This window comes from Synechococcus sp. MIT S9451, from assembly GCF_047304725.1.
GTDB lineage: Bacteria > Cyanobacteriota > Cyanobacteriia > PCC-6307 > Cyanobiaceae > Synechococcus_C.
In genome coordinates, this window is record NZ_CP138971.1 from 728,217 (window position 1) to 751,572 (window position 23,356).

Annotated in this window: 26 protein-coding genes; 15 read left to right on the top strand and 11 right to left on the bottom strand. The window is 60.0% G+C overall.

Translation table 11 applies throughout. From position 1 onward, the window contains the following. Positions 1-9 precede the first annotated feature (9 nt). From urtA to ureE, 4 genes are all read right to left on the bottom strand, one after another. Positions 10-1,317 (bottom strand): urea ABC transporter substrate-binding protein, encoded by a 1,308-nt coding sequence (gene urtA, locus SIB72_RS03845; protein WP_413744655.1) that lies wholly within the window; start codon positions 1,315-1,317, stop codon positions 10-12. Between the two features lie 114 nt (positions 1,318-1,431). Continuing rightward, a complete protein-coding gene (gene ureG, locus SIB72_RS03850) occupies positions 1,432-2,043 on the bottom strand; it encodes an urease accessory protein UreG (protein WP_413744656.1) in 612 nt (203 codons plus the stop codon). Beyond that, positions 2,043-2,714: an urease accessory protein UreF gene (locus tag SIB72_RS03855; RefSeq protein ID WP_413744657.1), complete on the bottom strand. Its 672-nt coding sequence runs from the start codon at positions 2,712-2,714 to the stop codon at positions 2,043-2,045. The genes ureG and SIB72_RS03855 overlap by 1 nt, the downstream gene beginning before the upstream one ends. Next, entirely contained in the window at positions 2,711-3,220 is a 510-nt protein-coding gene (gene ureE, locus SIB72_RS03860) for an urease accessory protein UreE (protein ID WP_413744658.1), read from the bottom strand. Before ureE ends, SIB72_RS03855 begins: the two co-directional genes overlap by 4 nt. A gap of 103 nt (positions 3,221-3,323) precedes the next feature. On the opposite strand from ureE, the gene SIB72_RS03865 reads away from it, so the two are divergent. From SIB72_RS03865 to SIB72_RS03900, 8 genes are all read left to right on the top strand, one after another. Beyond that, a complete protein-coding gene (locus SIB72_RS03865; RefSeq protein ID WP_413744659.1) occupies positions 3,324-4,268 on the top strand; it encodes an urease accessory protein UreD in 945 nt (314 codons plus the stop codon). Positions 4,269-4,286: 18 nt separating this feature from the next. Beyond that, complete coding sequence (locus tag SIB72_RS03870; protein ID WP_115019134.1) at positions 4,287-4,589, top strand: urease subunit gamma; 303 nt, start codon at positions 4,287-4,289, stop codon at positions 4,587-4,589. An 11-nt stretch (positions 4,590-4,600) separates the two neighbouring features. Then, on the top strand, positions 4,601-4,921 hold the full coding sequence (locus SIB72_RS03875) for an urease subunit beta (RefSeq protein ID WP_413744660.1): 321 nt from the start codon (positions 4,601-4,603) through the stop codon (positions 4,919-4,921). 4 nt (positions 4,922-4,925) lie between these two features. Beyond that, positions 4,926-6,635 (top strand): urease subunit alpha, encoded by a 1,710-nt coding sequence (ureC, locus tag SIB72_RS03880; RefSeq protein WP_413744661.1) that lies wholly within the window; start codon positions 4,926-4,928, stop codon positions 6,633-6,635. Next, positions 6,632-7,387 (top strand): type 1 glutamine amidotransferase, encoded by a 756-nt coding sequence (locus SIB72_RS03885; RefSeq protein WP_413744662.1) that lies wholly within the window; start codon positions 6,632-6,634, stop codon positions 7,385-7,387. The genes ureC and SIB72_RS03885 overlap by 4 nt, the downstream gene beginning before the upstream one ends. A gap of 140 nt (positions 7,388-7,527) precedes the next feature. Then, positions 7,528-9,003 (top strand): circularly permuted type 2 ATP-grasp protein, encoded by a 1,476-nt coding sequence (locus SIB72_RS03890; RefSeq protein ID WP_413745036.1) that lies wholly within the window; start codon positions 7,528-7,530, stop codon positions 9,001-9,003. Next, positions 8,997-9,992 carry an alpha-E domain-containing protein gene (locus SIB72_RS03895; RefSeq protein ID WP_413744663.1) on the top strand — a complete coding sequence of 332 codons (996 nt, stop codon included), beginning with the start codon at positions 8,997-8,999 and terminating at the stop codon, positions 9,990-9,992. The genes SIB72_RS03890 and SIB72_RS03895 overlap by 7 nt, the downstream gene beginning before the upstream one ends. Next, positions 9,965-10,861 carry a transglutaminase family protein gene (locus SIB72_RS03900; RefSeq protein WP_413744664.1) on the top strand — a complete coding sequence of 299 codons (897 nt, stop codon included), beginning with the start codon at positions 9,965-9,967 and terminating at the stop codon, positions 10,859-10,861. Before SIB72_RS03895 ends, SIB72_RS03900 begins: the two co-directional genes overlap by 28 nt. Here the strand turns inward: SIB72_RS03900 and SIB72_RS03905 are convergent. The 3 genes from SIB72_RS03905 to SIB72_RS03915 form a co-directional block, all read right to left on the bottom strand. After that, the gene (locus tag SIB72_RS03905; protein WP_413744665.1) at positions 10,849-11,340 is read right to left on the bottom strand and encodes a redox protein; all 492 of its coding nucleotides are present in this window, start codon (positions 11,338-11,340) and stop codon (positions 10,849-10,851) included. The two genes, SIB72_RS03900 and SIB72_RS03905, sit on opposite strands and share 13 nt — an antisense overlap. Positions 11,341-11,453: 113 nt before the next feature. Further along, positions 11,454-12,497, bottom strand: coding sequence for a GTP 3',8-cyclase MoaA (locus SIB72_RS03910; RefSeq protein ID WP_413745037.1), 1,044 nt, complete (start codon positions 12,495-12,497; stop codon positions 11,454-11,456). Between the two features lie 2 nt (positions 12,498-12,499). Then, entirely contained in the window at positions 12,500-13,087 is a 588-nt protein-coding gene (locus SIB72_RS03915) for a molybdenum cofactor guanylyltransferase (protein ID WP_413744666.1), read from the bottom strand. A gap of 293 nt (positions 13,088-13,380) precedes the next feature. On the opposite strand from SIB72_RS03915, the gene SIB72_RS03920 reads away from it, so the two are divergent. Continuing rightward, entirely contained in the window at positions 13,381-14,943 is a 1,563-nt protein-coding gene (locus tag SIB72_RS03920) for a NarK family nitrate/nitrite MFS transporter (protein WP_413744667.1), read from the top strand. Between the two features lie 81 nt (positions 14,944-15,024). Further along, positions 15,025-17,247 carry a nitrate reductase gene (locus tag SIB72_RS03925; protein ID WP_115119185.1) on the top strand — a complete coding sequence of 741 codons (2,223 nt, stop codon included), beginning with the start codon at positions 15,025-15,027 and terminating at the stop codon, positions 17,245-17,247. On the opposite strand, the gene SIB72_RS03930 is transcribed toward SIB72_RS03925, so the two are convergent. Next, positions 17,228-17,695 (bottom strand): nitrate reductase associated protein, encoded by a 468-nt coding sequence (locus SIB72_RS03930; protein ID WP_413744668.1) that lies wholly within the window; start codon positions 17,693-17,695, stop codon positions 17,228-17,230. The genes SIB72_RS03925 and SIB72_RS03930 overlap by 20 nt on opposite strands. Positions 17,696-17,972: 277 nt before the next feature. On the opposite strand from SIB72_RS03930, the gene SIB72_RS03935 reads away from it, so the two are divergent. From SIB72_RS03935 to glp, 4 genes are all read left to right on the top strand, one after another. Beyond that, positions 17,973-18,314 carry a hypothetical protein gene (locus SIB72_RS03935; protein ID WP_115119189.1) on the top strand — a complete coding sequence of 114 codons (342 nt, stop codon included), beginning with the start codon at positions 17,973-17,975 and terminating at the stop codon, positions 18,312-18,314. 78 nt (positions 18,315-18,392) lie between these two features. Beyond that, positions 18,393-19,148, top strand: a complete 756-nt coding sequence (locus SIB72_RS03940) for a carbonic anhydrase (RefSeq protein WP_413744669.1) — start codon at positions 18,393-18,395, stop codon at positions 19,146-19,148. 40 nt (positions 19,149-19,188) lie between these two features. Further along, positions 19,189-19,665: a cyclic pyranopterin monophosphate synthase MoaC gene (moaC, locus tag SIB72_RS03945; protein WP_413744670.1), complete on the top strand. Its 477-nt coding sequence runs from the start codon at positions 19,189-19,191 to the stop codon at positions 19,663-19,665. Continuing rightward, positions 19,649-20,899, top strand: a complete 1,251-nt coding sequence (glp, locus tag SIB72_RS03950) for a gephyrin-like molybdotransferase Glp (protein ID WP_413744671.1) — start codon at positions 19,649-19,651, stop codon at positions 20,897-20,899. The genes moaC and glp overlap by 17 nt, the downstream gene beginning before the upstream one ends. Here the strand turns inward: glp and SIB72_RS03955 are convergent, their stop codons facing one another. Next, a complete protein-coding gene (locus SIB72_RS03955; protein WP_413744672.1) occupies positions 20,900-21,697 on the bottom strand; it encodes a hypothetical protein in 798 nt (265 codons plus the stop codon). 59 nt (positions 21,698-21,756) lie between these two features. On the opposite strand from SIB72_RS03955, the gene SIB72_RS03960 reads away from it, so the two are divergent. Continuing rightward, positions 21,757-22,629, top strand: a complete 873-nt coding sequence (locus SIB72_RS03960) for an NAD-dependent epimerase/dehydratase family protein (protein ID WP_115119199.1) — start codon at positions 21,757-21,759, stop codon at positions 22,627-22,629. Here SIB72_RS03960 and SIB72_RS03965 read toward each other — a convergent pair. Then, on the bottom strand, positions 22,593-23,054 hold the full coding sequence (locus SIB72_RS03965; RefSeq protein ID WP_413745038.1) for a molybdopterin synthase catalytic subunit: 462 nt from the start codon (positions 23,052-23,054) through the stop codon (positions 22,593-22,595). The two genes, SIB72_RS03960 and SIB72_RS03965, sit on opposite strands and share 37 nt — an antisense overlap. A gap of 1 nt (position 23,055) precedes the next feature. Further along, the gene (locus tag SIB72_RS03970; protein WP_413744673.1) at positions 23,056-23,334 is read right to left on the bottom strand and encodes a MoaD/ThiS family protein; all 279 of its coding nucleotides are present in this window, start codon (positions 23,332-23,334) and stop codon (positions 23,056-23,058) included. Positions 23,335-23,356: the final 22 nt, after the last annotated feature.

Genomic DNA, 23,356 nt, shown 5'->3' on the forward strand with positions numbered 1-23,356 from the left:
GAAGCCGAATCAGAGCTTGTACTTACCGCCCTTGGAGGAATCGGTCCAATCACAGGCATAACCGGTGGAATCAGGGTGGATCTGGTTCCAGGCTTGCGGTGACACGGGGCCATCGGTCTCCTCGAGGATGGCGAACTGACCGTCCTTGGTGATCTGACCGATCCGCACGGTCTGGGAGAGGTGATGGTTCGGCATCACCTTCACAGGACCTTGAGGAGCATCAAACTCGATGCCAATCAGAGCTTCACGCACCTTGTCGTCTTCAAAGCTGTTGGCCTTTTCGACGGCGGCTTTCCACAGGTAGACCATGTTGTAAGCCGATTCCTGAGGGTCAGCGACCATCCGATCAGCGCCATAGGTGGCCTTGAAGTCGGCAGCGAACTTCTTGGAAGCAGGGGTGTCGATCGACATCATGTAGTTCCAAGCACCGTAGTGGCCCTCAAGGAACTCGGAACCGATGGTGCTGATTTCTTCTTCAGCGATCGAATAGCTCATCACGTAGTAGCCATTGGCAGGCGTGATGCCGGCGTCCTGGATCTGCTTGAAGAAGGCAACGTTCTGGTCACCATTCAGGGTGTTGATAATCACACCACCATCAGGCAATGCCTTCTTGATCTTGGCGATGATTGGCGCCACCTCGGTGTTACCCAGGGGCAGGTAATCCTCACCAACAACCTTGCCGCCAAGCTGCTCAACCTGAGCCTTGGTAATGGTGTTGGAGGTACGGGGGAAGACATAGTCAGAGCCCACCAGGAAGAAGTCCTTACCGGCAGCGGGTGACTTCTCATACATGAACTTGGTCGCCGGCTCCGACTGCTGGTTCGGGGTGGCACCGGTGTAGAAGATGTTGTTGGAACACTCCTGGCCTTCGTACTGAATCGGGTAGAAGAGGAAGGCGTTCTTCGATTCGTAAACCGGAAGCATCTCTTTGCGGCTGGCGGAGGTCCAGCCACCAAAGACGACGGGCACCTTGTCCTGGTCGATCAGCTTTTTCGACTTCTCAGCAAAGGTGGGCCAAGTGGATGCACCGTCTTCAACGATGGTTTCAATCGTGTAGCTCTTGCCATCGACCTCAACACCACCAGCGGCATTGATCTCTGCAATGGCCATTTTCTCGGTGTCCACCAGCGTCTTCTCCGAGATGGCCATCGTGCCGGTCAGAGAATGGAGGATGCCGACAGTGACGGTGCAATTGCCGTCGTCATCACAGGTGGCATTGGTGGCCTCATCACTACCACCACCACAGGCAGTAACAGCCAGGCCCAATGACGCCGAAGCCAGACCGGCAAACAGACGCTTGGAGAGAGAAGAGCTCATGAAATCCTCAACACAGGATGCGCGCCTCGCGGCGACAGCGCTTGAGTAGGACCCCTGAGCAATCGTTTTTGTATCAATAGGAACCAAATCGTATAACGTTTTTTTAATCTCTCCTTAACTTGGTAACTTTGGTAACTGCTGTTGCAGAAAGGCCACCACACATTCCAGGCCTTCGAGGCTGTGCAGATTGGTGAAGCACCAAGGCCTTTCCCCCCGCATGCGCAAGGTGTCGCGTTCCATCACCGCGAGGTCTGCTCCCACCAGCGGTGCCAGATCAATTTTGTTGATCACCAGAAGATCGGAACGGGTGATGCCAGGACCTCCCTTGCGCGGGATCTTGTCGCCAGCCGCGACATCAATGACATAGATGCACAGGTCCACCAGCTCTGGACTGAAACTTGCGGCCAAGTTGTCGCCGCCGCTCTCCACCATCACCAGATCCAGATCGGGAAACTGCGCCTCCAGCTCTGCCACTGCCGCCCGGTTGATCGAGCAGTCCTCCCGAATCGCCGTATGGGGGCAGCCACCGGTTTCCACCCCGCGGATTCGTTCTGGGTCGAGAGCACCGGCGCGAGTCAGGAACTGGGCATCTTCCTGGGTGTAGATGTCGTTCGTCACCACGGCGAGCTGCAACTGATCCCGCAGTTGTCGGCATAACGCTTCCACCAGGGCTGTTTTTCCGGAGCCCACTGGCCCTGCCACTCCCACACGCAGCTTGCTGCCCATCAGCTTCGGAACAAACGCGAATACAACTCAGCATGGGCCAGCTGAGCCAAAGATGCGCCAACTCCGCCAGACCAGAGCTGGCGGGGATCCTGCTCCTGAAGCAACCGCGCCTGCTCAGCGATCCTGAGCAACAGACGCTGCTGCAGCACCTGAGCCCGGGTGGGCCCCAACGGCACCAAACGCACTGCCGCACTGAGCTGATTGGCGGTCCAACCGTAGAGATAGCCCTCCACCATCTCCGTCTCGGACACGGCAAGCGCCAATGCTGCCCAAGCCCAGGCCCCTGGCCAAGCGAGCTTGGCTGGATCCGGCAGACCATGGCCCATATCCGCCATCAGCTGAAGCAGGGATCCCCCCATCTGCCGCTGTTGCGCGCGCATCTCAACCGCTTCCCGGGTCGACAGCAGCCATCCATCCAGATCCAGCACACGGTTCAAAGCGGCCTCATCACCAAGACGAGTCCAGAGCTGCAGGTCTGCCCTGAGCAACGAGAGAGACGCAGCCTCCAAGCGCAGGGCACCCCGTTCCAGTTCGGCTGTGAGCCAATCCTCGAGCGACGCCTCATCCGTGAGCAAACCCGCCTGAATCAACACCTCCAGTCCCTCGGAGTAGCTGAAGGCACCCACCGGCAAGGCAGGACTGACCAACTGCAGCAGAGCCAATGCACTCATACCGAAGAATTCATCTCGGAGTCGACATGCTCGTCGCCATGTCGATGGCTGTGGCCAGCGTAGGCACCGCCTTCCGGCAGAAAGGGACGACGACAACGGCTCAGCGTGAGCCCCAACCCGGCCAACATCGTCGCGAGCACGGCGTCATCTAACAGCAACAGCTCATGCTCATGCAGCTCAAGGGACACATGCCGATTGCCCAAGTGATAAGCCGCCTGCAATAACGCCAGGGGCGAAGCAGCCTGAACCCGTAGCAACTCCTCCTCTGTCGCCACCACCACCACCTGGCGCGTCCGCGCCCCATCAACCAACCGTTCACCAGGCTGAAGCGAGCCCTCCCGGGGCAATTGCAACAGCACATCCAGGCCACAACTGGTGCGCCTCCTGCCCCGCATCACTGTGCGCTGATGGGCAGTGAGCGGGAGCTGCAGCAGTTCAGCCGTCGCTGCGCTGGATGGGGCAGCAGCGGCCTGTCGATGTTCCAGCACGATCACCACGTCAGCCACCGATTCGGTCCTCCCTGATAACCCCAGCGTTCCCAGCCATCGAACCGTTGTTTGACATGCATTGCTACACAGTGAAGATGCCTGCTGCGTCGAGCGTGAGTCAATGCAACGCCCCGAGCCCTGGCATGGCCACTGCCAGCTGCACTTCGATTGCGCCGGCAATCGCACCCTTCACCAGGGAGGCTGCACAGCTCCCTTCAAACTGCTGCGTGCAGAGCAAGGCGACGATGGCCGCTGCGAGCTACCGCTGCTGCATACCGCCGGGGGCCTCGTCGGCGGAGACCAGCTCAGTCTCGATCTCAAACTGAAAAGGGACAGTCGCGCCCTGATCACCAGTGTGGCGGCGCAGAAGGTGTATGGAACCGTGGGCCGCAGCAGCCTCCATCCCGAAGGGGCGTGGGCGCTGCAAACCGTGCAATGCCAGCTGGCCAGAGGCAGCGATTTGGAATGGCTTCCGCAGGAGCTCGTGCTCTATGCCGATGCGTTGTTCGAACAACGGCTCAGCGTGATTTTGCCCAACAACGCCTCCTTTCTGAGCACCGAAATCGTGCGACTAGGTCGCACCGCCGCCAATGAAGTGCTGCAACAAGGACGATGGCGCTCAGCCCTCGCCATTCAACGACGCGATGGCGAAACACTGCAGTCCAGCCGCTGGGAATTGGTGGATCGCCTGGAACTCGGCAACACCAGCCTCACTGATCAACACGGTCTCCAGGGCCAACCCGTGTTCGGATCACTGGTTTGGGCGGCACCGATGACCCTGGCTCCAGAGGTGATGACCTCTCTCCTGGATCACGCCCGCAACGACCGTGCCGGCCTCACTGGCAACATGCGCTGCGGCCAACTTGAGCAGGGCTTGGTAGCCCGCTACGCCGGCCCCTCCAGTCGAGACGCACGTTTTTGGTTCAGCCGCATCTGGGCCCGCACCCGGGCCCTGCGGGGATTGGCTCAGCCAAGAATTCCACGGGTCTGGCCGTTGCAAGAGAAGCCATTGGAGCGACAAGAGTTCACAACGAACCCGTTATCGGCCACAACAGCGACACACTGAAGAAGACCGAGGCCCCTTATGCATCTCAGTCCCCAGGAAAAAGACAAACTGCTGGTCGTAACCGCGGCCTTGCTGGCGGAGCGACGGCTCAATCGCGGCCTCAAGCTCAATCACCCCGAGGCGGTGGCCTGGCTCAGTTTTTTGATTCTGGAAGGTGCCCGTGACGGCAAAACGGTGGCAGACCTCATGCAGGAAGGCACGACCTGGCTGGCACGCGATCAGGTGATGGAAGGGGTGCCTGAGCTGGTGAATGAGGTGCAGATCGAAGCGGTTTTTCCAGATGGCACCAAGCTTGTCACCCTTCACGACCCGATCCGTTGAGGCCTTTCTCCATGCCATCCCTGATTCCCGGCGAGCTGCTTCCCGAACCCGGAGAACTCGAACTCAATGCCGGACGTCCCGTCACCACCATCAACGTGGCTAACAGCAGCGACCGTCCCGTCCAGGTGGGCTCCCACTTCCATTTCTTCGAAGCCAATGCAGCCCTGCAATTCGACCGGGAGGCCGCCCGCGGACAACGACTCGACATCCCTGCGGGCACGGCGATCCGCTTCGAACCCGGCGACAACCGTGACGTGAATCTGATCCCCTACGCCGGCGCCCGACAGGTGATCGGCTTCAACGGCCGCATCAACGGACCCCTCGACGCCTGAATCCATGCCTTATCGCATTTCCCGCCAGGCCTACGCCGAGACCTATGGCCCCACCCGCGGCGATCGCGTCCGCCTCGCCGACACCGAGCTGATTCTCGAGGTTGAAAAGGATTACACCGTTTATGGCGATGAGGTGAAATTCGGCGGCGGCAAAGTGATCCGCGACGGCATGGGCCAGGCCCAAACCTCACGGGCTGGCGGTGCCGTCGACACCGTGATCACCAACGCTCTGATCCTCGACTGGTGGGGGATCGTCAAAGCCGACGTGGGCCTCAAAGATGGTCGCATCGTTGGCATCGGCAAGGCCGGCAACCCCGACACCCAGGAAGGGGTGACGATCGTGGTTGGACCCGGCACCGAGGCGATCGCCGGTGAAGGCCACATCCTTACCGCTGGAGGCATCGACACCCACATCCACTTCATCTGCCCTCAGCAGATCGAAACGGCCCTGGCCAGCGGCGTGACCACCTTGATGGGTGGCGGCACCGGACCGGCCACCGGCACGAATGCCACCACCTGCACGCCCGGTGCGTTTCACATCGCCCGGATGCTGCAAGCCGCCGAAGGCCTGCCGGTGAATCTGGGCTTCTTCGGCAAAGGCAACGCCAGCACGCCGGAAGCCCTCGAGGAGCAGGTGCGCGCCGGCGCCTGTGGACTGAAACTGCACGAAGACTGGGGCACCACCCCGGCGGCGATCGATGCCTGTCTATCCGTGGCGGACCAGATGGACGTGCAGGTCTGCATTCACACCGACACTCTCAATGAAGCCGGATTTGTTGAGGACACGATCGCCGCGATCAAAGGTCGCACGATCCACACCTTCCACACCGAAGGTGCCGGTGGTGGTCATGCTCCAGACATCATCAAGATCTGCGGGGAGGCGAACGTGCTGCCCAGCAGCACCAACCCGACGCGCCCTTACACCCGCAACACACTCGAGGAACACCTCGACATGCTGATGGTGTGCCACCACCTGGATCCAAAGATCCCGGAAGACGTGGCCTTCGCCGAATCACGCATCCGTCGCGAGACAATCGCCGCCGAAGACATCCTGCATGACCTCGGTGCCTTCTCGATCATCGCCAGCGACTCGCAAGCCATGGGCCGCGTCGGTGAGGTGATCACACGCACCTTCCAAACCGCCCACAAGATGAAGCTGCAGCGGGGTGCCCTGCCAGAAGACTCAAACCGCAACGACAACCATCGCCTGAAGAGGTACATCGCCAAAGTGACGATTAACCCTGCTCTGGCCCATGGCATCAGCAGCGAAGTGGGCTCGGTGGAAACCGGCAAATTGGCTGATCTGGTGCTGTGGAAGCCTGGCTTCTTTGGCATCCGCCCGGAGCTCGTGCTCAAGGGCGGCTCAATCGTCTGGGCCCAGATGGGCGATGCCAACGCCTCGATTCCGACCCCCGGACCGGTGCATGGCCGGCCGATGTTCGGCGCCTTCGGCAAAGCCCTCGCTGCCAGTTGCCTCACCTTCGTGAGCGAAGCGGCAATGGACGCCGACATTCAGCGCCAACTGGGGCTGGATCGCACCTGCATGGCTGTTCAAGACACCCGCAACGTCGGTAAAAAGTCCCTAAAGCTCAATGCCGCACTCCCGAAGGTGAGCGTGGATCCTCAGACCTATGAAGTCTTCGCCGACGGCGAGCTACTCACCTGCGAACCCGCCGAGGTGTTGCCCCTGGCCCAGCGCTACCTGCTGCTTTGAGCATCACCCTGCTGGTGGTCCAACACGTTGACCGTGAAGGACCAGGCGTGATTGCCGAGCTGGCTAGGGAGCGGGGGATGTCGATCACAACGCTGCGACCAGACCGTGGCGATCCATTCCCGAACCCCGCCAACTGTGCAAACACCGTGGCGCTCGTGCTCGGCGGACCCATGGGGGTGAACGAGCAACATCAGCCTGGGATGGCATGGCTGCAGAGGGAGCTGGACTGGCTCAAGACCTGGCATGCCAGCAAACGTCCCGTGCTCGGCATCTGCCTGGGAGCCCAGCTGCTGGCGACCGCAGCCGGCGGCAGCGTCGAGCCACTGCAGGTTGGCCAACCGCCAACCCCTCTCAAAGAAGTGGGATTGGGTGCCATTCACTGGTGGACCACTGCCGACCAAGAGCCAATGCTGCAGGGTCTGGATGCCAGTGAGATCGTGCTGCACTGGCATGGAGATCGCATCCGGCTACCGCGCGAGGCCACCTTGCTCGGCTCATCACTGCACTGTCTCGAACAGGTGTTCCGCATCGACCGTCATGCAATCGGGCTGCAGTGTCACCTGGAGCTGAGCGGCAAGACCATCCACCGTTGGCTCAACGAAGACAAGGATTATGTGGTGAGCGCCCGAGGCGAACAGGGGCTGGACGAACTACAACGCCAATGGAGCCAGTTCGGCCCAAGACTCGAACATCAGGGACGACGCCTGTTCAGCAACGTGCTTGATCAATGGGCAGCCATGAATCTCGACTGAGCAGTCGAGAAGGTAATGAGAATGACAAAACCGATGGTGCTTCTGTGTAATCAACGACATTGAGCCCCGGATGCGTAACAACAGCCACCTGTCGGGACCTAGCTGTTGGCGTTCAATTCCAATGAGCGCGAGCAGCGGTGATGTTCACGGAATACAGACCAACGTCTGGATATGACGAATACTTCTGCCGGCGTGATGAGGCTCCTCGCTCATCTCTCGAGCCTCTGCTGTCCTCTCTGGGGCAGATGGGCATTGCCGAACTCAACCGAAACCATGCCGCCGCCAGTCATCTACTTCGGCGCTTAGGGGCCACCTTTCGCCTCAATGAAAGTGGCATCCATAGCGGCGAACGGATCCTGCCCTTCGATCCGCTTCCACGCCTAATTGGCAGCAGCGAGTGGCAACGTCTCGAACAGGGGCTGATCCAGCGTCTTGAGGCAATCGACTGCTTTCTCGCCGACGTCTATGGCTCCCAACAGATTCTGAAGGACGGAGTAATTCCCCGTTCCGATGTGGAGAGCTCCGCCGGCTGGCGGCCAGACATCCAAGGCATCACCCTGCCCCTGAATCGCTGGTGCCATGTCTCCGGTTTAGACCTGATCCGCGATGGTGAAGGCACCTGGCGAGTCCTGGAGGACAACCTGCGCTGTCCGTCCGGGGTGGCCTACTTCTTGGAAAACAGGCGCGTGATGAAGCGCTTGTTCCCAAGCCTGTTTGAGGGAAGAACGGTGCAACCGATCGACGACTATCCCTCTCACCTGCTGCGCACCCTTCAAGACATCGCTCCCTGGAATGATGCACCTCAAGTGGTGCTGCTCACTCCTGGCGTTTACAACAGCGCCTACTTCGAGCACAGCTACCTTGCCCAGCAAATGGGCATTCCCCTCGTTGAGGGGCGCGATTTGGTCTGCGAAGACAGTCGGGTCTGGATGCGAAGCACCAATGGGCTTCGGGCGGTTGACGTCATCTACCGCCGCATTGACGATGATTTCCTAGACCCGACTGTGTTCCGCAGCGACTCAATCCTGGGGATCCCGGGGCTGATTGAGGTGTTGCGTCAAGGGAAGGTGGCCATCGCCAATGCACCAGGCACAGGCGTAGCCGACGACAAACTGATCTACGCCCATGTACCGGCGATGATCCATTACTACCTCGGCGAAGAGCCGATCATCGAGAACGTTCCCACCTACCTGTGCTCTCGCGAGTCAGACCGCCAATACGTTCTCGACCACCTCGAACACCTGGTGGTGAAATCCGTGGCCGAAGCCGGAGGCTATGGAATGCTGATCGGCGCTCAAGCCAGTCGCTCGGAACTCGCCTGCTTCGACGCCAAGATCCGCGCCAATCCGCGCAACTTCATCGCCCAACCGACACTGCAACTCTCCACCGTGCCCTCCCTAAGCGACGGCGAGCTTTATCCATGCCACGTTGATCTTCGCCCTTACGTCCTGCGCGGCAAGCGCAACTGGGTCAGCCCCGGAGGATTAACGCGCGTGGCGCTCAAGCGGGGCTCCTTGGTGGTGAATTCTTCCCAGGGCGGCGGCTGCAAGGACACCTGGATCGTGGATGAGCATCACGTCAGTGCCGGTCACCATCAGGAGGCTGTGCCGTGTTGAGCCGCGTCGCCGATTCCCTCTACTGGATCCATCGCTATCTAGAGAGAGCAGAGAACATCTCCCGCTTTTTAGAAGTCAGTGGGGCCATGGCCCTCGATTGCCCTCCCGGCAGTGCCGAACCCTGGTTGCCCCTGGTCGAAGCCAGCGGCGATCGTCACCGATTTGATCTGGCCTATCCAGCTGGCAGCCCCAGAGAGGTGATCCGCTTTCTGCTCTACGACCTGGACAACCCCAACAGCATCGTGCGCTGTATTTCCAGCGCCCGCGAGAACGCGCGCCAGATTCGTGATGTCATCACGACCGAGATGTGGGAACAGATCAATGATCTGCACTGGAGCTTGCAGGTTGGTGAACCGATCTGGCAGGAGCCGCTGCAAGAACAGCTGGGCACTATCCGTCGAGGATGCCAGATCTTCTACGGCATCACCGAAGCCAGCCTCAGCCGCGATCTGAGTTGGCTGTTCAGTCAGCTGGGGCGTTTGATCGAGCGCGCCGACAAAACCTCTCGCATCCTCGATGTGAAGTACTTCCTGCTCCTGCCATCACCGGAGGCGGTGGGAGGCGTCCTAGACGAACTGCAGTGGATCACTCTGCTGCGCACCGCCGGTGCCTATCAGATGTACCGCCAGAAGATGCAGCAGGCGATCAATCCGATCTCCGTAGCCAGCTTCCTTCTGCTCGATCCGATTTTTCCCCGCTCGGTGCGCTTCTGCCTACAAGGCATCAACGCCACATTGGAACAAATTCAACAGCAACCTGTGCAGGGGCCTCCAGATGATCTCGACTGTTTGAGCGGTCAACTGCTCGCCCGCTGGAGTTACGTACGCATCGATGCCTTGATCAACGCTGGTCTGCACGAGGCCATCGACCAACTACAGCAAGACCTCAACCGCCTCCACACGCTGATCCAAGCGCGTTACTTCACCACGACTGAACTACGCCCCAACGTCGCCAATCCCGAATGCGTGCTCACATCTTTCACCGCCTGACGTATCAATACGAGGACCCAGTGACGCTGGGGGAACACCGCCTCTGTCTGAAACCCCGGGGCCAGGGATTTCAACGCCTACTCGACCACCAGCTCATGGTGCTTCCGGAACCAAGCCAGCAAAGGGAACTCTTGGCCGCCAGCGGTGACGAAATCCTCAGACTCAACTTTTTCGGCAGCACCGACCGACTCTGCTTCGAAGCGCGCAGCTGTGTCGAAACACGACCAGCCCCACCCCTGGAGATCTGCTTCAACGGCCTGGAGCCATCCCTTCCCTACCCCCGAGGCCAACTCAATCAGGATCTGCTCGGCGCTCTGGAGGGGTGGCTACCCAATGGCCAACACGAACCTGCGGCGATCGATCTCACCCAGGAGGCGCTGATGGGCAGCAATCAACAGACCCTTGCATTCCTGATGCAACTGATCGGGCTGATCCAAGATCGAGTGAAATACACCCAGCGCCATCTGGGCCCGGCCTGGCCAGCAGGCCGCACACTGCGGGAACGAATTGGTTCATGCCGGGATCTAGCGATGCTGATGGTGACCTGCTGCAGGGTGGTGGGCCTTCCGGCACGGTTTGTGAGCGGCTATCAGCTGCTGGATCCGGCCCCAGAGCACTACGACCTACACGCCTGGGCGGAGGTGTATGTGCCAGGCGCTGGCTGGCGTGGTTTTGACCCCAGTGCCGGCAGTGAAGTGAATGAGCGATACGTCGTCCTGGCCACCTCATCCAAAGCGGCTCTCACCGCAGCGGTCAGCGGCACGTTCAGTGGTCCGCCCCAGACCGAAAGTGAGCTGAGCTGGAGAATCAGCGTCCAGGAGGAGCAAATCCCTGCCAAAGCAGCGAATGCGCTGATTCAGGCGGCCTGAAGCACGGGTCGCACACCATGCAGCAAAGGCTTCGGAGCCGACGCCACAGTGGCTGCCATCAACGCCGGAATGCGAGCACTGTTGTAGACCCGAAATTCCCGCAGTAGGGACACGCCTTGTTCACGCACGGCCTGATTGAGCACCACCGATCCCTCGGCATCAGAAATCGAACGATGGAACGTGCCGGGAGGGATGCGCAGGATGTCGCCTCCACTGTTTAAACGAACAATGTGGAAGGGAACATCCCAGGCGAGGTTCACCAAATAAAACGTGCGTCCGCCGCTAGCCGCCAGCAGATTGTCCTCCTGATGGGGATGGAGATAAAACTGCCAGGCTCCTGTCTTCGGGTCGTCCGGAGGACTGACGGCCGGTCCTGAGTGAATCACCAGATCACGGGCATTCGACGTCTCCACCGTCACGTCGAAGAAACGCACCGATGGCGTGTCGCGAAACCGTTCATAGGCCAGCAGCTCGAACATGGTGTGAATCCAGTCAAGGCAGCTCTCTTGCTTGGTTGTATCGAAACCGCCCGATCAACGTGGTGGCAACCAACACCCCTTTCACCACGGATTGCGGCTCAACCGCAATCAGATCAACCCCCCAGGTAGGCCATCTCCGCATGGGGCGACGGTGAACCCAGCTGGGCCCGCAGCTCACTGAAACGATCCTCCCGTCCATGCCATGCAGTGGTCAGCGCTGCCATCAGGCCGGCGTGATCAGGACGGGGCATCAACCAGCGGCGTAGGTCAAGCCCCTCATTCGCGAACAGACAGGTGAAGGCCAGACCATCGGCGGTGACCCGCAGCCGGTTGCAATCACCACAAAACGGCTCGGTGATGGAGGCAATCACCCCCACGAGCCCACCACCATCTCGATAACGCCAACGGGTTGCAGTGGCGTGATGAGCGCGACCCACAGGCTCGAGCGGCCACTGACGGTGCAAACGGGCAATCATCTCCGCAGCCGGCACAACCTGCTGCTCGGTCCAGCCGTTGCGATTGCCCACATCCATATATTCGATCAGGCGCAGCTCCAGCTGCTGGTCGCGGGCCAGTGCCGCCAAAGGAATGAGCTGGTCCTGGTTGACACCGTTCTGGATGACACTGTTCAACTTCAATTGGCCAAGACGCGGATCGAAGCCAGCCGCCCGAGCAGCCTTGAGAGCTCTCAGCACCTGAGCCAGCAAACGCTCACCCGTGCGCGCCTCCCCAGGGAAACCCGTCATACGCGCCACGCTGATGGCATCAGCTCCATCCAGACTGATCGTGACGCGGTCCAACCCAAGGGCCTTGAGCTGAAGGGCCCGCTGCGGCGTGAGCAGAATACCGTTACTGGTCAAAGTGAGCTGACGCAACTGGTGCAAGGGGTCAGAGGGATCGGTACGACCCGCGGCAAGTTGCTCCAGCAATGGCCAAAGCCGATCACTGAGTAAAGGCTCGCCACCAGTGAGCCGCAACGTGTGGGCACCAAGCCGGCAGGCTGCGCGGATCACCGCCAACTGGGCCTCGAGATTCAACAAACCTTCCGGCTCCTTTGCATCCGGGCAGCAGTAGGGACAGGCCAGATTGCAGCGAGCAGTCAGCGAGAGGCGCAACACCCCTAGGGGGCGATCCAACTGATCGATCACAGGGGTCATTGTCATGCCTGTAACGCTGCCAGATCAGCAGGAGCGTTCACATTGCGAAGAGCAGCAGCAGGCAGACGAACCGTCTGATGGGGAATCTGATCCAGCCAGCGCAACCAACGTCGATCGCCTTGCTGCAACTGCTGCCGAAGCAGCGGCTGAAACGGTGCACCGGAGGGATAGATGCCCAGTAAGGGTTGCAGGCGTTCGCCATCATCCGCTATGGCCACACGCTGGGGATCGGTCTGCCAGTCATCGATTAACTGCTGCAACACCGCCGGAGTGAGTAGCGGCATATCCACCGGCGCCACCAACAATGGATAACCAGAGTCAACAGCCAAGACCCGCTCCAACGCACGCAAAGGCCCCTGCCAGGGGGGCGATTCCAGCATCACTTGCACCTGAGGCCGTCCATGCAGCAGGGCTTGGTGGGACTGATGTCGGCTCACCACCAAAACCGGCAACTGCAATGCCCGCAGATGATCAACAAGGGTGGGCAACCAGAGGCCACCGCTGGGATGGGAAAGCAATGCCTTATCGCGACCCATCCGTTCACTGGCACCGCCACTGAAAACGCAGGCTGTGAGGCCATCAGATCTCATCACAACAGCTGACCAAACGACCACTGAAGCCAACTGGCAATCGTGCCAAAACATCACGGCAAACATGTAGCAATGATCACCTTTGGAAGATCAATCGCAAGAACTCATTGCATTGATTAGCGGAAATAATGTTTAGCGAGAACCGTTTTCACTTGTTTAGTAGCCGCTGCAACCATTGAGAGGGTAGCGAGTGGCGTTTAATCAATTTGTGAACGGTCCTTTTGTTCAGCGCCGTCTAATTCCATCCTCAGCACTTCTCTTCTGACGCTCGAGGGCACCAAAATTTCACTTTCATGCTTGGCGATCTTTGGTCGTTCCAAGGGAGATATCGAACACTTCATCTCACTTGGATTGCCTTTTTCCTGACGTTCGTCGTCTGGTTCAATCTGGCCCCTCTAGCCACCACAGTACGAGCAGATCTCGGCCTCGAACTCGGCGAGATCCGCACGGTGGCGATCTGCAACGTGGCCCTCACTATCCCAGCTCGGGTGCTGATCGGCATGCTGCTCGACAAATTCGGACCCCGGATTACCTATTCCTCGATCCTGGTCTTCTCGGCCTTTCCCTGCCTGCTGTTTGCCTCCGCTCAGGACTTCAACCAGCTGGTCGTAGCTCGTCTTTTACTCTCCATCGTCGGCGCCGGCTTCGTGATCGGCATCCGCATGGTGGCTGAGTGGTTCCCGCCGAAAGAAATCGGCCTAGCTGAAGGCATCTACGGCGGCTGGGGCAACTTCGGCTCGGCCTTCTCGGCACTCACCATGGTGTTTCTAGCTGGCGTTCTCTCGTTCTCCGGTGGCTTCGAACTACCAACAGGTGCAGTGCTGAACTGGCGCGGTGCAATCGCCCTCACAGGCATTATCTCTGCCCTTTACGGCGTCTTCTATTTCTTCAACGTCACCGATACACCTCCAGGCAAGGCGTATCAAAAGCCAGAGAAAACCGCTGGATTGGAAGTGACCTCCATGCGTGATTTCTGGGGTCTGCTGGGCATGAATGTCCCCTTTGCTGCGATTCTGTGCGTGCTCTGCTGGCGCCTGCAGAAAGTGGGCTTCCTCACTGCCGCCACCTATCCACTGGCCCTGGGCGCTGTTGCCCTCTGGTTTGCCTTCCAAACCTGGGGCATCATCCGCACCAACCGTGAACTGATCCTGGGCAACAAGGTCTACCCCAAGGAAGACCGCTACGAGTTCCGTCAGGTGGCCATTCTGGAACTCACCTACATCGTCAACTTCGGTTCCGAGCTCGCTGTGGTGTCGATGCTGCCCACCTTCTTTGAAACCACGTTTGATCTGCCAAAAGCGACGGCCGGCATTCTTGCCTCCTGCTTTGCATTCGTGAACCTGATTGCCCGCCCTGCAGGTGGTTTGATTTCCGACAAAGTCGGCAGCCGCAAGAACACCATGGGCTTCCTCACCGCCGGCCTGGGCTTTGGCTACCTGGTGATGAGCATGATCAAACCCGGCACCTTCTCAGGGGCCAGCGGCATCACCGTGGCCGTGGTGATCACGATGCTTGCGTCCTTCTTTGTCCAATCCGGAGAAGGTGCAACTTTTGCCCTAGTCCCTCTGGTGAAGCGCCGCGTCACCGGTCAGGTTGCCGGGCTGGTGGGTGCCTACGGAAATGTCGGTGCTGTGACCTATCTCACCATCTTCAGCCTGCTGCCGATGTGGATGGGTGGTGGTTCAGATCCCTCACCGGAGGTGATCGCCAACTCGAACAGTGCCTTTTTCATGATCCTTGGCATTGCTGGGCTGATTGTGGCCTTCTTCTGCTTCTTCTTCCTGAAGGAACCCAAAGGGTCTTTCGCAGAACTGCATGAAGGAGAAGAAGCGATTCCTGTGCTGGCTGGTCGCTGACCCCTCAAGCCCCACAACAAACGCCGCAGATTGCGGCTCCATGGCCTGGGCTAAAAGCCCAGGCTTTTCATTCTCAAAGCCATGACCACACCGTCTGTGCGCAGCCAGTGCCCCTACTGCGGTGTGGGCTGCGGCCTTGAATTGCTCGCTCCAGCCCAACCCGGTCAAGCCGTCAAACGCGATCCCGAAGGCAACCCAATCTGGACCGCGCGCGGCGACCGGCAGCACCCCTCCAGCCTTGGACAGGTGTGCATCAAAGGCGCCACCGTGGGGGAAACCCTCTCCCGCGGACGCCTCCAACAACCGCTCTATCGCGCCAGCCTTGATCAGGACTTCCAGCCGGTGAGCTGGGATACGGCCCTCCAGACGATCACCGATCAGATCCGTACAACCCTGCAAAGCAAAGGCCCTGATGCCATTGCCATGTATGGCTCTGGTCAGTTCCACACCGAGGATTACTACCTCGCCCAGAAACTACTGAAGGGAGCCCTAGGCACCAACAACTTTGATGCCAACTCACGCCTCTGCATGAGTTCGGCTGTAGCCGGCTACACCCGCAGCCTCGGCTCCGATGGCCCCCCCTGTTGCTACGAGGACATCGACCATTGCAGTGTGGCCGTGCTGATCGGCACCAACACGGCCGAATGCCACCCGGTGCTGTTCCAACGACTGCTCAAACGCAAAAAACGCAACCCCAACAGCCTCACGATCGTGGTGATCGATCCACGCCAGACCAACACCGCCAAAGCTGCCGACATCCACCTTGCCGTGGCACCAGGCACCGACCTGGCCCTGCTCCATGGCATGGCCCATCTCGTGCTGCGGGAGAACGGTCAAGACGTCAGCTTCATCGACCAGCACACCGAAAACTACAAACCATTCTTCGATGTGGTGACCCGCTGGACGCCACGCAAGGTGGCGCGCTTCTGCGGCATTCCCGAGAAACGTCTACGCGACGTCGCCGAATTGTTCCACAGGCGTCAGCGGGTGCTGAGCCTGTGGTCGATGGGCGTGAACCAACGGCGTGAGGGCACTGCTGTGGTACAGGGGCTGATCAACCTGCATCTGCTCAGTGGCCAGATCGGCAAGGAAGGGGCCGGGCCGTTCTCACTCACCGGCCAGCCCAATGCAATGGGTGGGCGTGAAGCCGGCGGGCTGGCCCATCTCCTTCCCGGCTACCGACTGGTGACCAATGCCGAACACCGCAGCCAAGTCGAACAAGCCTGGAACGTTCCAGCAGGGCGAATCTCTCCGATGCCTGGACTCGCCGCCTGGCAGCAGGTGGAAGCCATGGAACGAGGCGAGCTTGAGCTCTGGTGGGTGGCTGCTACCAACCCTCTGGTGAGCATGCCAGACCTGGAACGGGTCAAGGCAGCGATGCAGCGTTGTCCACTGGTTGTGGTCAGCGAGGCCTACGCAGACTCGGAAACATCCCACTACGCCCATCTGCTACTGCCTGCCTCGCAATGGAGCGAGAAGGCCGGCGCCATGACCAACTCCGAACGGCGCGTCACCTACTGTCCGGCCTATCGGCCCCGCCATGGCGACAGCCGGCCCGACTGGGAAGTGTTCGCAGACATCGGACGACGCCTGGGCTTTGTGGATCAGTTCAGCTACCACTCCTCCGCAGAGGTGTATGCAGAATTCACCAGGCTGACCACTGGACGACTCTGTGACATGTCAGGTCTGAGCCATGACCTGCTGGCTCAAGAGGGTCCGCAGCAGTGGCCCTTCCCCCAAGGCAGTGCTCCGACGCAGACCGCGAAACGCCTCTACACCGACCATCACTTCGCCACAGCAACGGGCCGAGCCCGTTTCAGCAACGACAAACCGCTGGGTCTGGCCGAACCCCCATGCAACACCTTTCCACTGGTGCTCACAGTGGGGCGCTACCTCGGGCAATGGCACACGATGACGCGCACCGGCAAGGTGAAACGTCTGCAAACCATGCACCCCGAACCGGTCCTGGAAATCCACCCAGACGATGCCCGCGCTTATCAAGTGGAAGACAAGCAACTCGCAGCGATCAGTTCCCGTCGCGGCCACATCACCGCGAAGGTACAGGTCAGCCCCCGGATCCGTCGCGGCACTGTGTTTTTACCCATGCACTGGGGATTTACTCAGGACAAAGCCTGCGAAGCCAATGTGCTGATGCATGATCAAGCCTGCCCTGTGTCGAAGCAACCGGAGCTGAAGGCCTGCGCTGTTGTCGTGGCGCCAGCAGTGTCCGTCGTCAAACCGGTGGAGCAAGAGATGGGACGACTGAAGGCACTTCGCAACCTGCTCACGCCAGCACTTCACTGAAAGCCGCTTCAAGGTTGTGGTGATCGTGCCCAGGCCGCACCAGCTTGCAGAGAGCGAACCGTTCCAGCTCACTCATCCCTGACCACTGGGCTGGCGTCAACCCAACCCCCCGGGTAGCGGCAGCAGTCAAGACTTCAGCTGGGCATCGATCGGCCTGCTGCCACGCTGCATCCACGATGGGGAGAAGATCCTTCGCTATCCCCTCGGCCATGCCACTAGTGCAGGACCGCAGATGCTCGCGCAACCGCTCTAAAGCGTCAGACGCATCAGGCCAGTCCACCAACTCCTGACGCTGTACCTGGCTGAGAGCAAGCCAGTGATTGAGTTTGAGCTTGAGGCCGATCAGATCCAACTTGCGGCGCACACAGAGGGGAATGCAGCGCCAGTTGCCAATGAAATCCTGCTCAAAAGCAAAACAATGACTGGCCGAATTGTGATGACTGCCCATCAACCAGGAGGGTGAATGGTGTCAATGATGACAACAAAGGAACGCAGAACCAGCGATGTTCACGCTGTTACAAGATTAACGTCGTGCGCTTCGCCCTCTCCCTTGGAATGTTGCTTGGCATCTCCCACGGATGGGTGATGTCTGAAAACTTGGCTCAAAACAAACCGAGCTTCCTGAATACTGGACAAAGCGTTAATTCTGATACTGATTTCTCTCCATTCAGTAGCGGTTCGCACCATTTTTTCTCATACTGAAATTCTGTTGAAGAGTTTCAGGCGTGACACACACCATTTCGTCCGTCTCAGGCCGCAGTCCCATCACTGTGGCGGCCGGTTTCCTGGGTGCCTTCATCGTCGGTTCCCTTGCCGTGCAGTTGGTTCACAGCCAATCCACCGCGGTTCAAACCGGAGCGGCAGCTGTTGAGCCTGTCGTCGCCAGCCCCGCCACGCTGTGGGCTGCATTGGGAGAACGGGATGCAGTGAGTGAGAGCAGCCGTGTTCCCACCGCCGCCGCCAACGTCCAACCCACCAACGCCACGGCCGCCAACATTGAAGCGGTCAAGGTTGAGGCTGTTGTGGGCTCTGAAGCCACCCTGTGGGCCCCACTCGGAGCGCGCTGATCGAGCACTGATGCCAAGCCAACCACGCCCTCTGCACCGGAACGGGGTTTAGCGTCCCAAGCGTCAGGACGCAGAACCGTGGGACTGAATCGACGTTCCTTCCTGCTCGGCAGTGGACTCACAGCCGCCGGACTCGTTGGTTCATGGCTGGGGGAAGCCGACCCTGCTGAAGCTGCTCCCCTCAAGGTCAATACTGCAATTCAGGCAGATGAAACGCCCCGTTCCTGCCAGCCCCAAGACCCTCTGGCAGCCTTGCTCGAGGGCAACGAACGTTTCGCCGCCGCTTGGCAGAGCAACAACACCGCAACGACCATGGCGGCAAGGGCTGAGGCCATGTCAAGCCTCTGGACCAAGGGTTGCTATCTACCAGGCGACACGCTGACAACAGGCCAGGCCCCCTGGGCTTCCATTCTCAGCTGCGCCGATTCACGCGTATCTCCGGAATGGATCTTCGATGCTGCCCCAGCGGATCTGTTCGTGATCCGCAGCGCAGGCAACACCGCATTTGATAACGCCATCGCCTCGCTCGAATTCGGCGTGGCCACGCTCCACACACCGTTGATCATGGTGATGGGTCACAGCGACTGCGGCGCTGTCAAAGCAGCCCGCGACAGCGCCCCTCTCACTCCACTGCTGGAGCAACTGGTGAAACCGATCCGGGCCAGCCTCAGCCCAGAGAACACTCTGGCAACAGCGATCAAACGCAACGCCGGCTTCGCCGCCAAACAACTCACACAACGCAGCCGGGTGCTGGCCGATGCAGAGGTCGATGGCCGTCTCACGATCGTGGTGAGCTACTTCGACATCCGGTCGGGCAAAGTCAGCCTGGTCTGATCTGCCAGGCTGAATCGATAAGCACGACCTCCGGCATCGGATGGGTGAAAACCTCAGCCACCTCAACCAGCAAGGTGAGGTGCACATGGTGGAGGTGGGCGACCGCTCCGCCTCACGACGCGAAGCCGTCGCTGAAGGCAGGATCAGGATGGCAACAGACACCCTGGCCCTGATTCAACGCGGCGAAACCCCGAAAGGTGATCTACTGGCGGTGGCGCGTGTGGCCGCGATTCAAGCTGCCAAACACACCTGGGAGCTGATCCCGCTCTGCCATCCACTCCCTCTCAGTGGCATCGATGTCTGCATCGAACCCGATCAGGATCTGCCAGGGCTCCGCCTCACCTGCAGCTGTCGCACCACCCACCAAACCGGTGTGGAGATGGAGGCCATGACGGCTGTCTCGGTGGGACTCCTCACCCTCTACGACATGCTCAAGGCCGTGGATCCGGCGATGACCATCGAAGCCATTCAGCTGCTGCGCAAGCAAGGAGGCCGTAACGGTGTCTGGATCCGCTGAGCCCTATGGCCCCGAAGGGTTGCCCTTGGAGGACGCCCGCCAACGGATCTTGGAGGCGATCCAACCCCTCACCGATCTCGAAACGCTTGCACTGGCTGATGCCCTGGGACGGGTCAGTGCCGAACCAACCGTGGCTCAAGAAGCCGTACCCGGCTTCAGGGCCTCAATGATGGATGGCTATGCCCTTGGTCAAGCCACTCAACCAGCACAAGGAGAGCGATGGAGTCTGCGCGGACGCGCCGTCGCCGGGCAGCCATTCCAAGGAAGTCTTGGCGCCGGAGAAGCGATCAGAATTCTGACGGGAGCCCCCCTCCCTCAAGGAGCCGACTGGGTGCTGCCCCAGGAACTGGTGAGGGAGAACGACCAGGCCATCACGCTGGTGCAAGAGGCCTCCGACAGGCCATGGATCCGCGCAGCGGACGAGGAGTGCCGCGCCGATGACGTTCTTCTGGAAGCAGGGCATCGACTCGGGCCTGCGGATCTAGCCCGACTGGCTAGCTGCGGCATTGCCGATCTCAAGGTGCACCAGCAAGCAAAGATCGGAATGCTGATCAGTGGTGACGAACTGGTGCCAGCCGGCAGCATCCGCCCTGCGGGTGCGATCTGGGAAAGCAACGGCACCCTTCTGGAGACGATGCTGCGCAAGCTTGGCCACAACGTTCACGACCGTCGCGTCGTGCCAGACCAGCCGGAAGCACTCCGCAGCAACCTCAGCGACCTTGCAGCCGTCTGCGATGTGGTGGTGACCACAGGGGGTGTCTCCGCTGGGGATAGCGATTGGATCCGTCCTCTGGTAGCGGAACTGGGCAGCGTCGACTTCTGGAAACTGTTCCTGCGGCCAGGGCGCCCCTTTGCCTTTGGAACATTGGGCCATGGGGTGCCGTTCTTCGGTCTACCGGGCAATCCGGTGGCAGCAGCCATCACTGCGTTGCAACTGCTCTGGCCTGCCCTGCAGCGACTGGAAGGACAAGCCTCACCCGAACTCTTCCCTCGATTACGAGTGGAACTGGCGGATCCATTACAACGACGCCCAGGCAGGCCTGAACTGGCCCGAGCACGCTTGGAAAGCAACGCTCAGGGAAAGCTGCTGGCGCGGCTGAATGGATCCCAAGCCTCCTCCCGGATCAGTTCTCTGCACCAAGCCGATCTGCTCTTAGAAGTGCCCGCCGACGCTGGAACGCTCGACGTCGGCACACCACTCTGGGCCCAGCTGGTGCGGACAAGACTGCTCTAATTAGATCCGAGTGGCCTGAAAAGTGGACCGTTGCCAGGCCGTCAGTGTTCCAGCTGAATCAAAAAGAATGCTGACCTGCTGAAACAAGGCTGGTCCGAGCAGACCACCGATCTCAAGCCGAAAGGCTGCGTTGGGCAGCTGCTCTGGAACGGAGAACACCAACCCATCGGCCATCACAGCGGAACAGTCATGGCGAAGCAACTGCTTCGGGTCAAACACCACCGGCTGAGGGGCACTGGGCTGTCCCTGGATGGCCTCGCTGGGGGTGAGGCGTTCCGAACTTCCCTGCCAACCCCGCAACGGTTCCAACAACGCCTCAGGTGAAGCGCAGATCGGGCGCTCAGGCTCCACGGATTGACCCTGCAGACAACGGAAGCCAACCGCACCAACGACCTGCAGCCGCCAATGGTGATCGATCGGCTCCCAGATGAGCACAAGCATCGAACGGGAACGAGCCTGAAACAGATTGATTTCGTGGCCGAACCGGGATGCTCCAGCATCCAAGCGTCGGCTGGACTGACCGCCAGCACCAGCGAACTGCCAGCAACCACCGCCAGCGTTGTAAGACTCACGGCTGATGGCGTAGGTGGCCTTGCCATCCGGCGCGAAGAACAAGCCTGATCCATCCCAAACGCCCGTGTCCTCATCGCTGAAGCTGATGGCATATCGCGTTGGCGTGATCACCCGTGTCGGTGTCGCGAAGTTCAGATCTCCTTCCGAATCACGCACGTGCCAGCAACCCCGGCCCTGCCAGCAACCCTCGAAATTGAGCCGGTTGAGAGTCCACTGATTCGTCATGGTCGGCTCCTCCCTGACCAATCAAGATTCCTAGTGTCGGGTCTAGAGCCATCCATTCCATGGGACTGACCATCGTCGGTTGCGGGTTTGTCGGGCTCGCACTGGCCCGTCAACTGCAACCCCGCCGTTCGCACCTGCCACTGACCCTGACGACCACACGCGAGGAGCGACGCCACGAGCTCGCGGCGCTGAGTGATGGCGTGATGGTCTGTGACGCCACGAACCCAACCCAACTGCTGAGAGCTCTGAACAAGAGCCGCCGCGCTGTGTTCTGTCTTGGTCCTAAAGGGGATCGTCAGGTCAATGAGGACGGCTACCGGCAGACCTTCATCGCAAGCTTCACGTGTTTGCAGTCACTGTTGCCACAGTTACCTGATCTCCAACAAATCCTCTATACGAGCAGTTGCTCGATCTACGGCAACGCTGATGGCGGCTGGGTTGATGAAGCAGCTCCACCCGATCCCAGGAATGGTCATGCGCAGGTACTGGTGGAGAGCGAACAACTGATTGGAGCCATGGCTGATGGAAGACGAAACGTTTGCATCCTTCGGCTCGGCGCCCTGTATGGTCCGGGGCGAGATCTAGACACCCGACTCAAGGGCCTGGCAGGCCGCGAACAGTCCAGCGATGGACAGCAGTTCACCAACTGGATTCATGTGGAGGATGCCGCAGGCGCCTTGATCGCTGCCATGGACGGAGAATGGAATGGTGTCGTCAATGTGGTGAACGACGCACCGATCTGCCTCAAGGATCTTGTCGATCACAGTCTGCGCAGACAGGGACTGGATCCGGTGCAATGGGGCAGAAGCGCAAACCAACGGCTCTGCAGTCGACGCATCAACAATGAACGGCTCAAAGCACTCGGATACCAACTCCAACACCCAACCCTGCACTCTCAGAGTGGGGTGTTCCCGCTCAGCCAGGCGCCCTGATCACCGCACCACTCCCGTTTCCAAAACGGGGCGTCATGTTTGAGGGCCTCAATCAGCTCGTTGCAGCAACGCTGGGCAGGGCCGCGGCGATCCGCCTGCACCACAACTAAAACGATCACTTCACCCGGGGAAAGGCGACCAACCCGATGGAGCACGAGCACCGCACCAGCGCCATGGAGCTGACGCAGCCTCTCCGCATCCTCATCAATGCGGCGCTCGCACATGCCCGGGTAATGCGTGAGTTCAAGGGCATCAAGATGTTCTCCCTGCGCACTCTCCGGACGCACCCGGCCGATGAATACAGCGCTAGCAGCAAACCCATCACAGCAGGACTCCAACCGCTGCCATGGAGAGAATGGCTCTGGGTGAATCTCCACCTGAACAGCCTTGGGCCTCTCAGACTGCTGAGCCTTCGCGTCCCCCATCTCAGCCACCGGTGAAGGGAGGCAGAAAGGCGAGTTCGTCACCAGCATGGAGCTGCTGATCCGGATCAACCAGTTCCTGATTCACCGCCACGCGCACTGCGGCAGGTAACGCTCCCAACTCCAGAGCCATCCAAAGCTGCAACGCCGTTTGCGGACCATCACCAGCGAGAGGCATGCGCTTCTCCTCCCATCCCGCCTGGTCCCGCAATGCCGCAAATAGAAGCACACGCACCGATCCCAAATCGTCATGCGGCATCACAGCCTGCAGGCGAGCTTCCATCGTTTTAGCGTCGACTACAGCT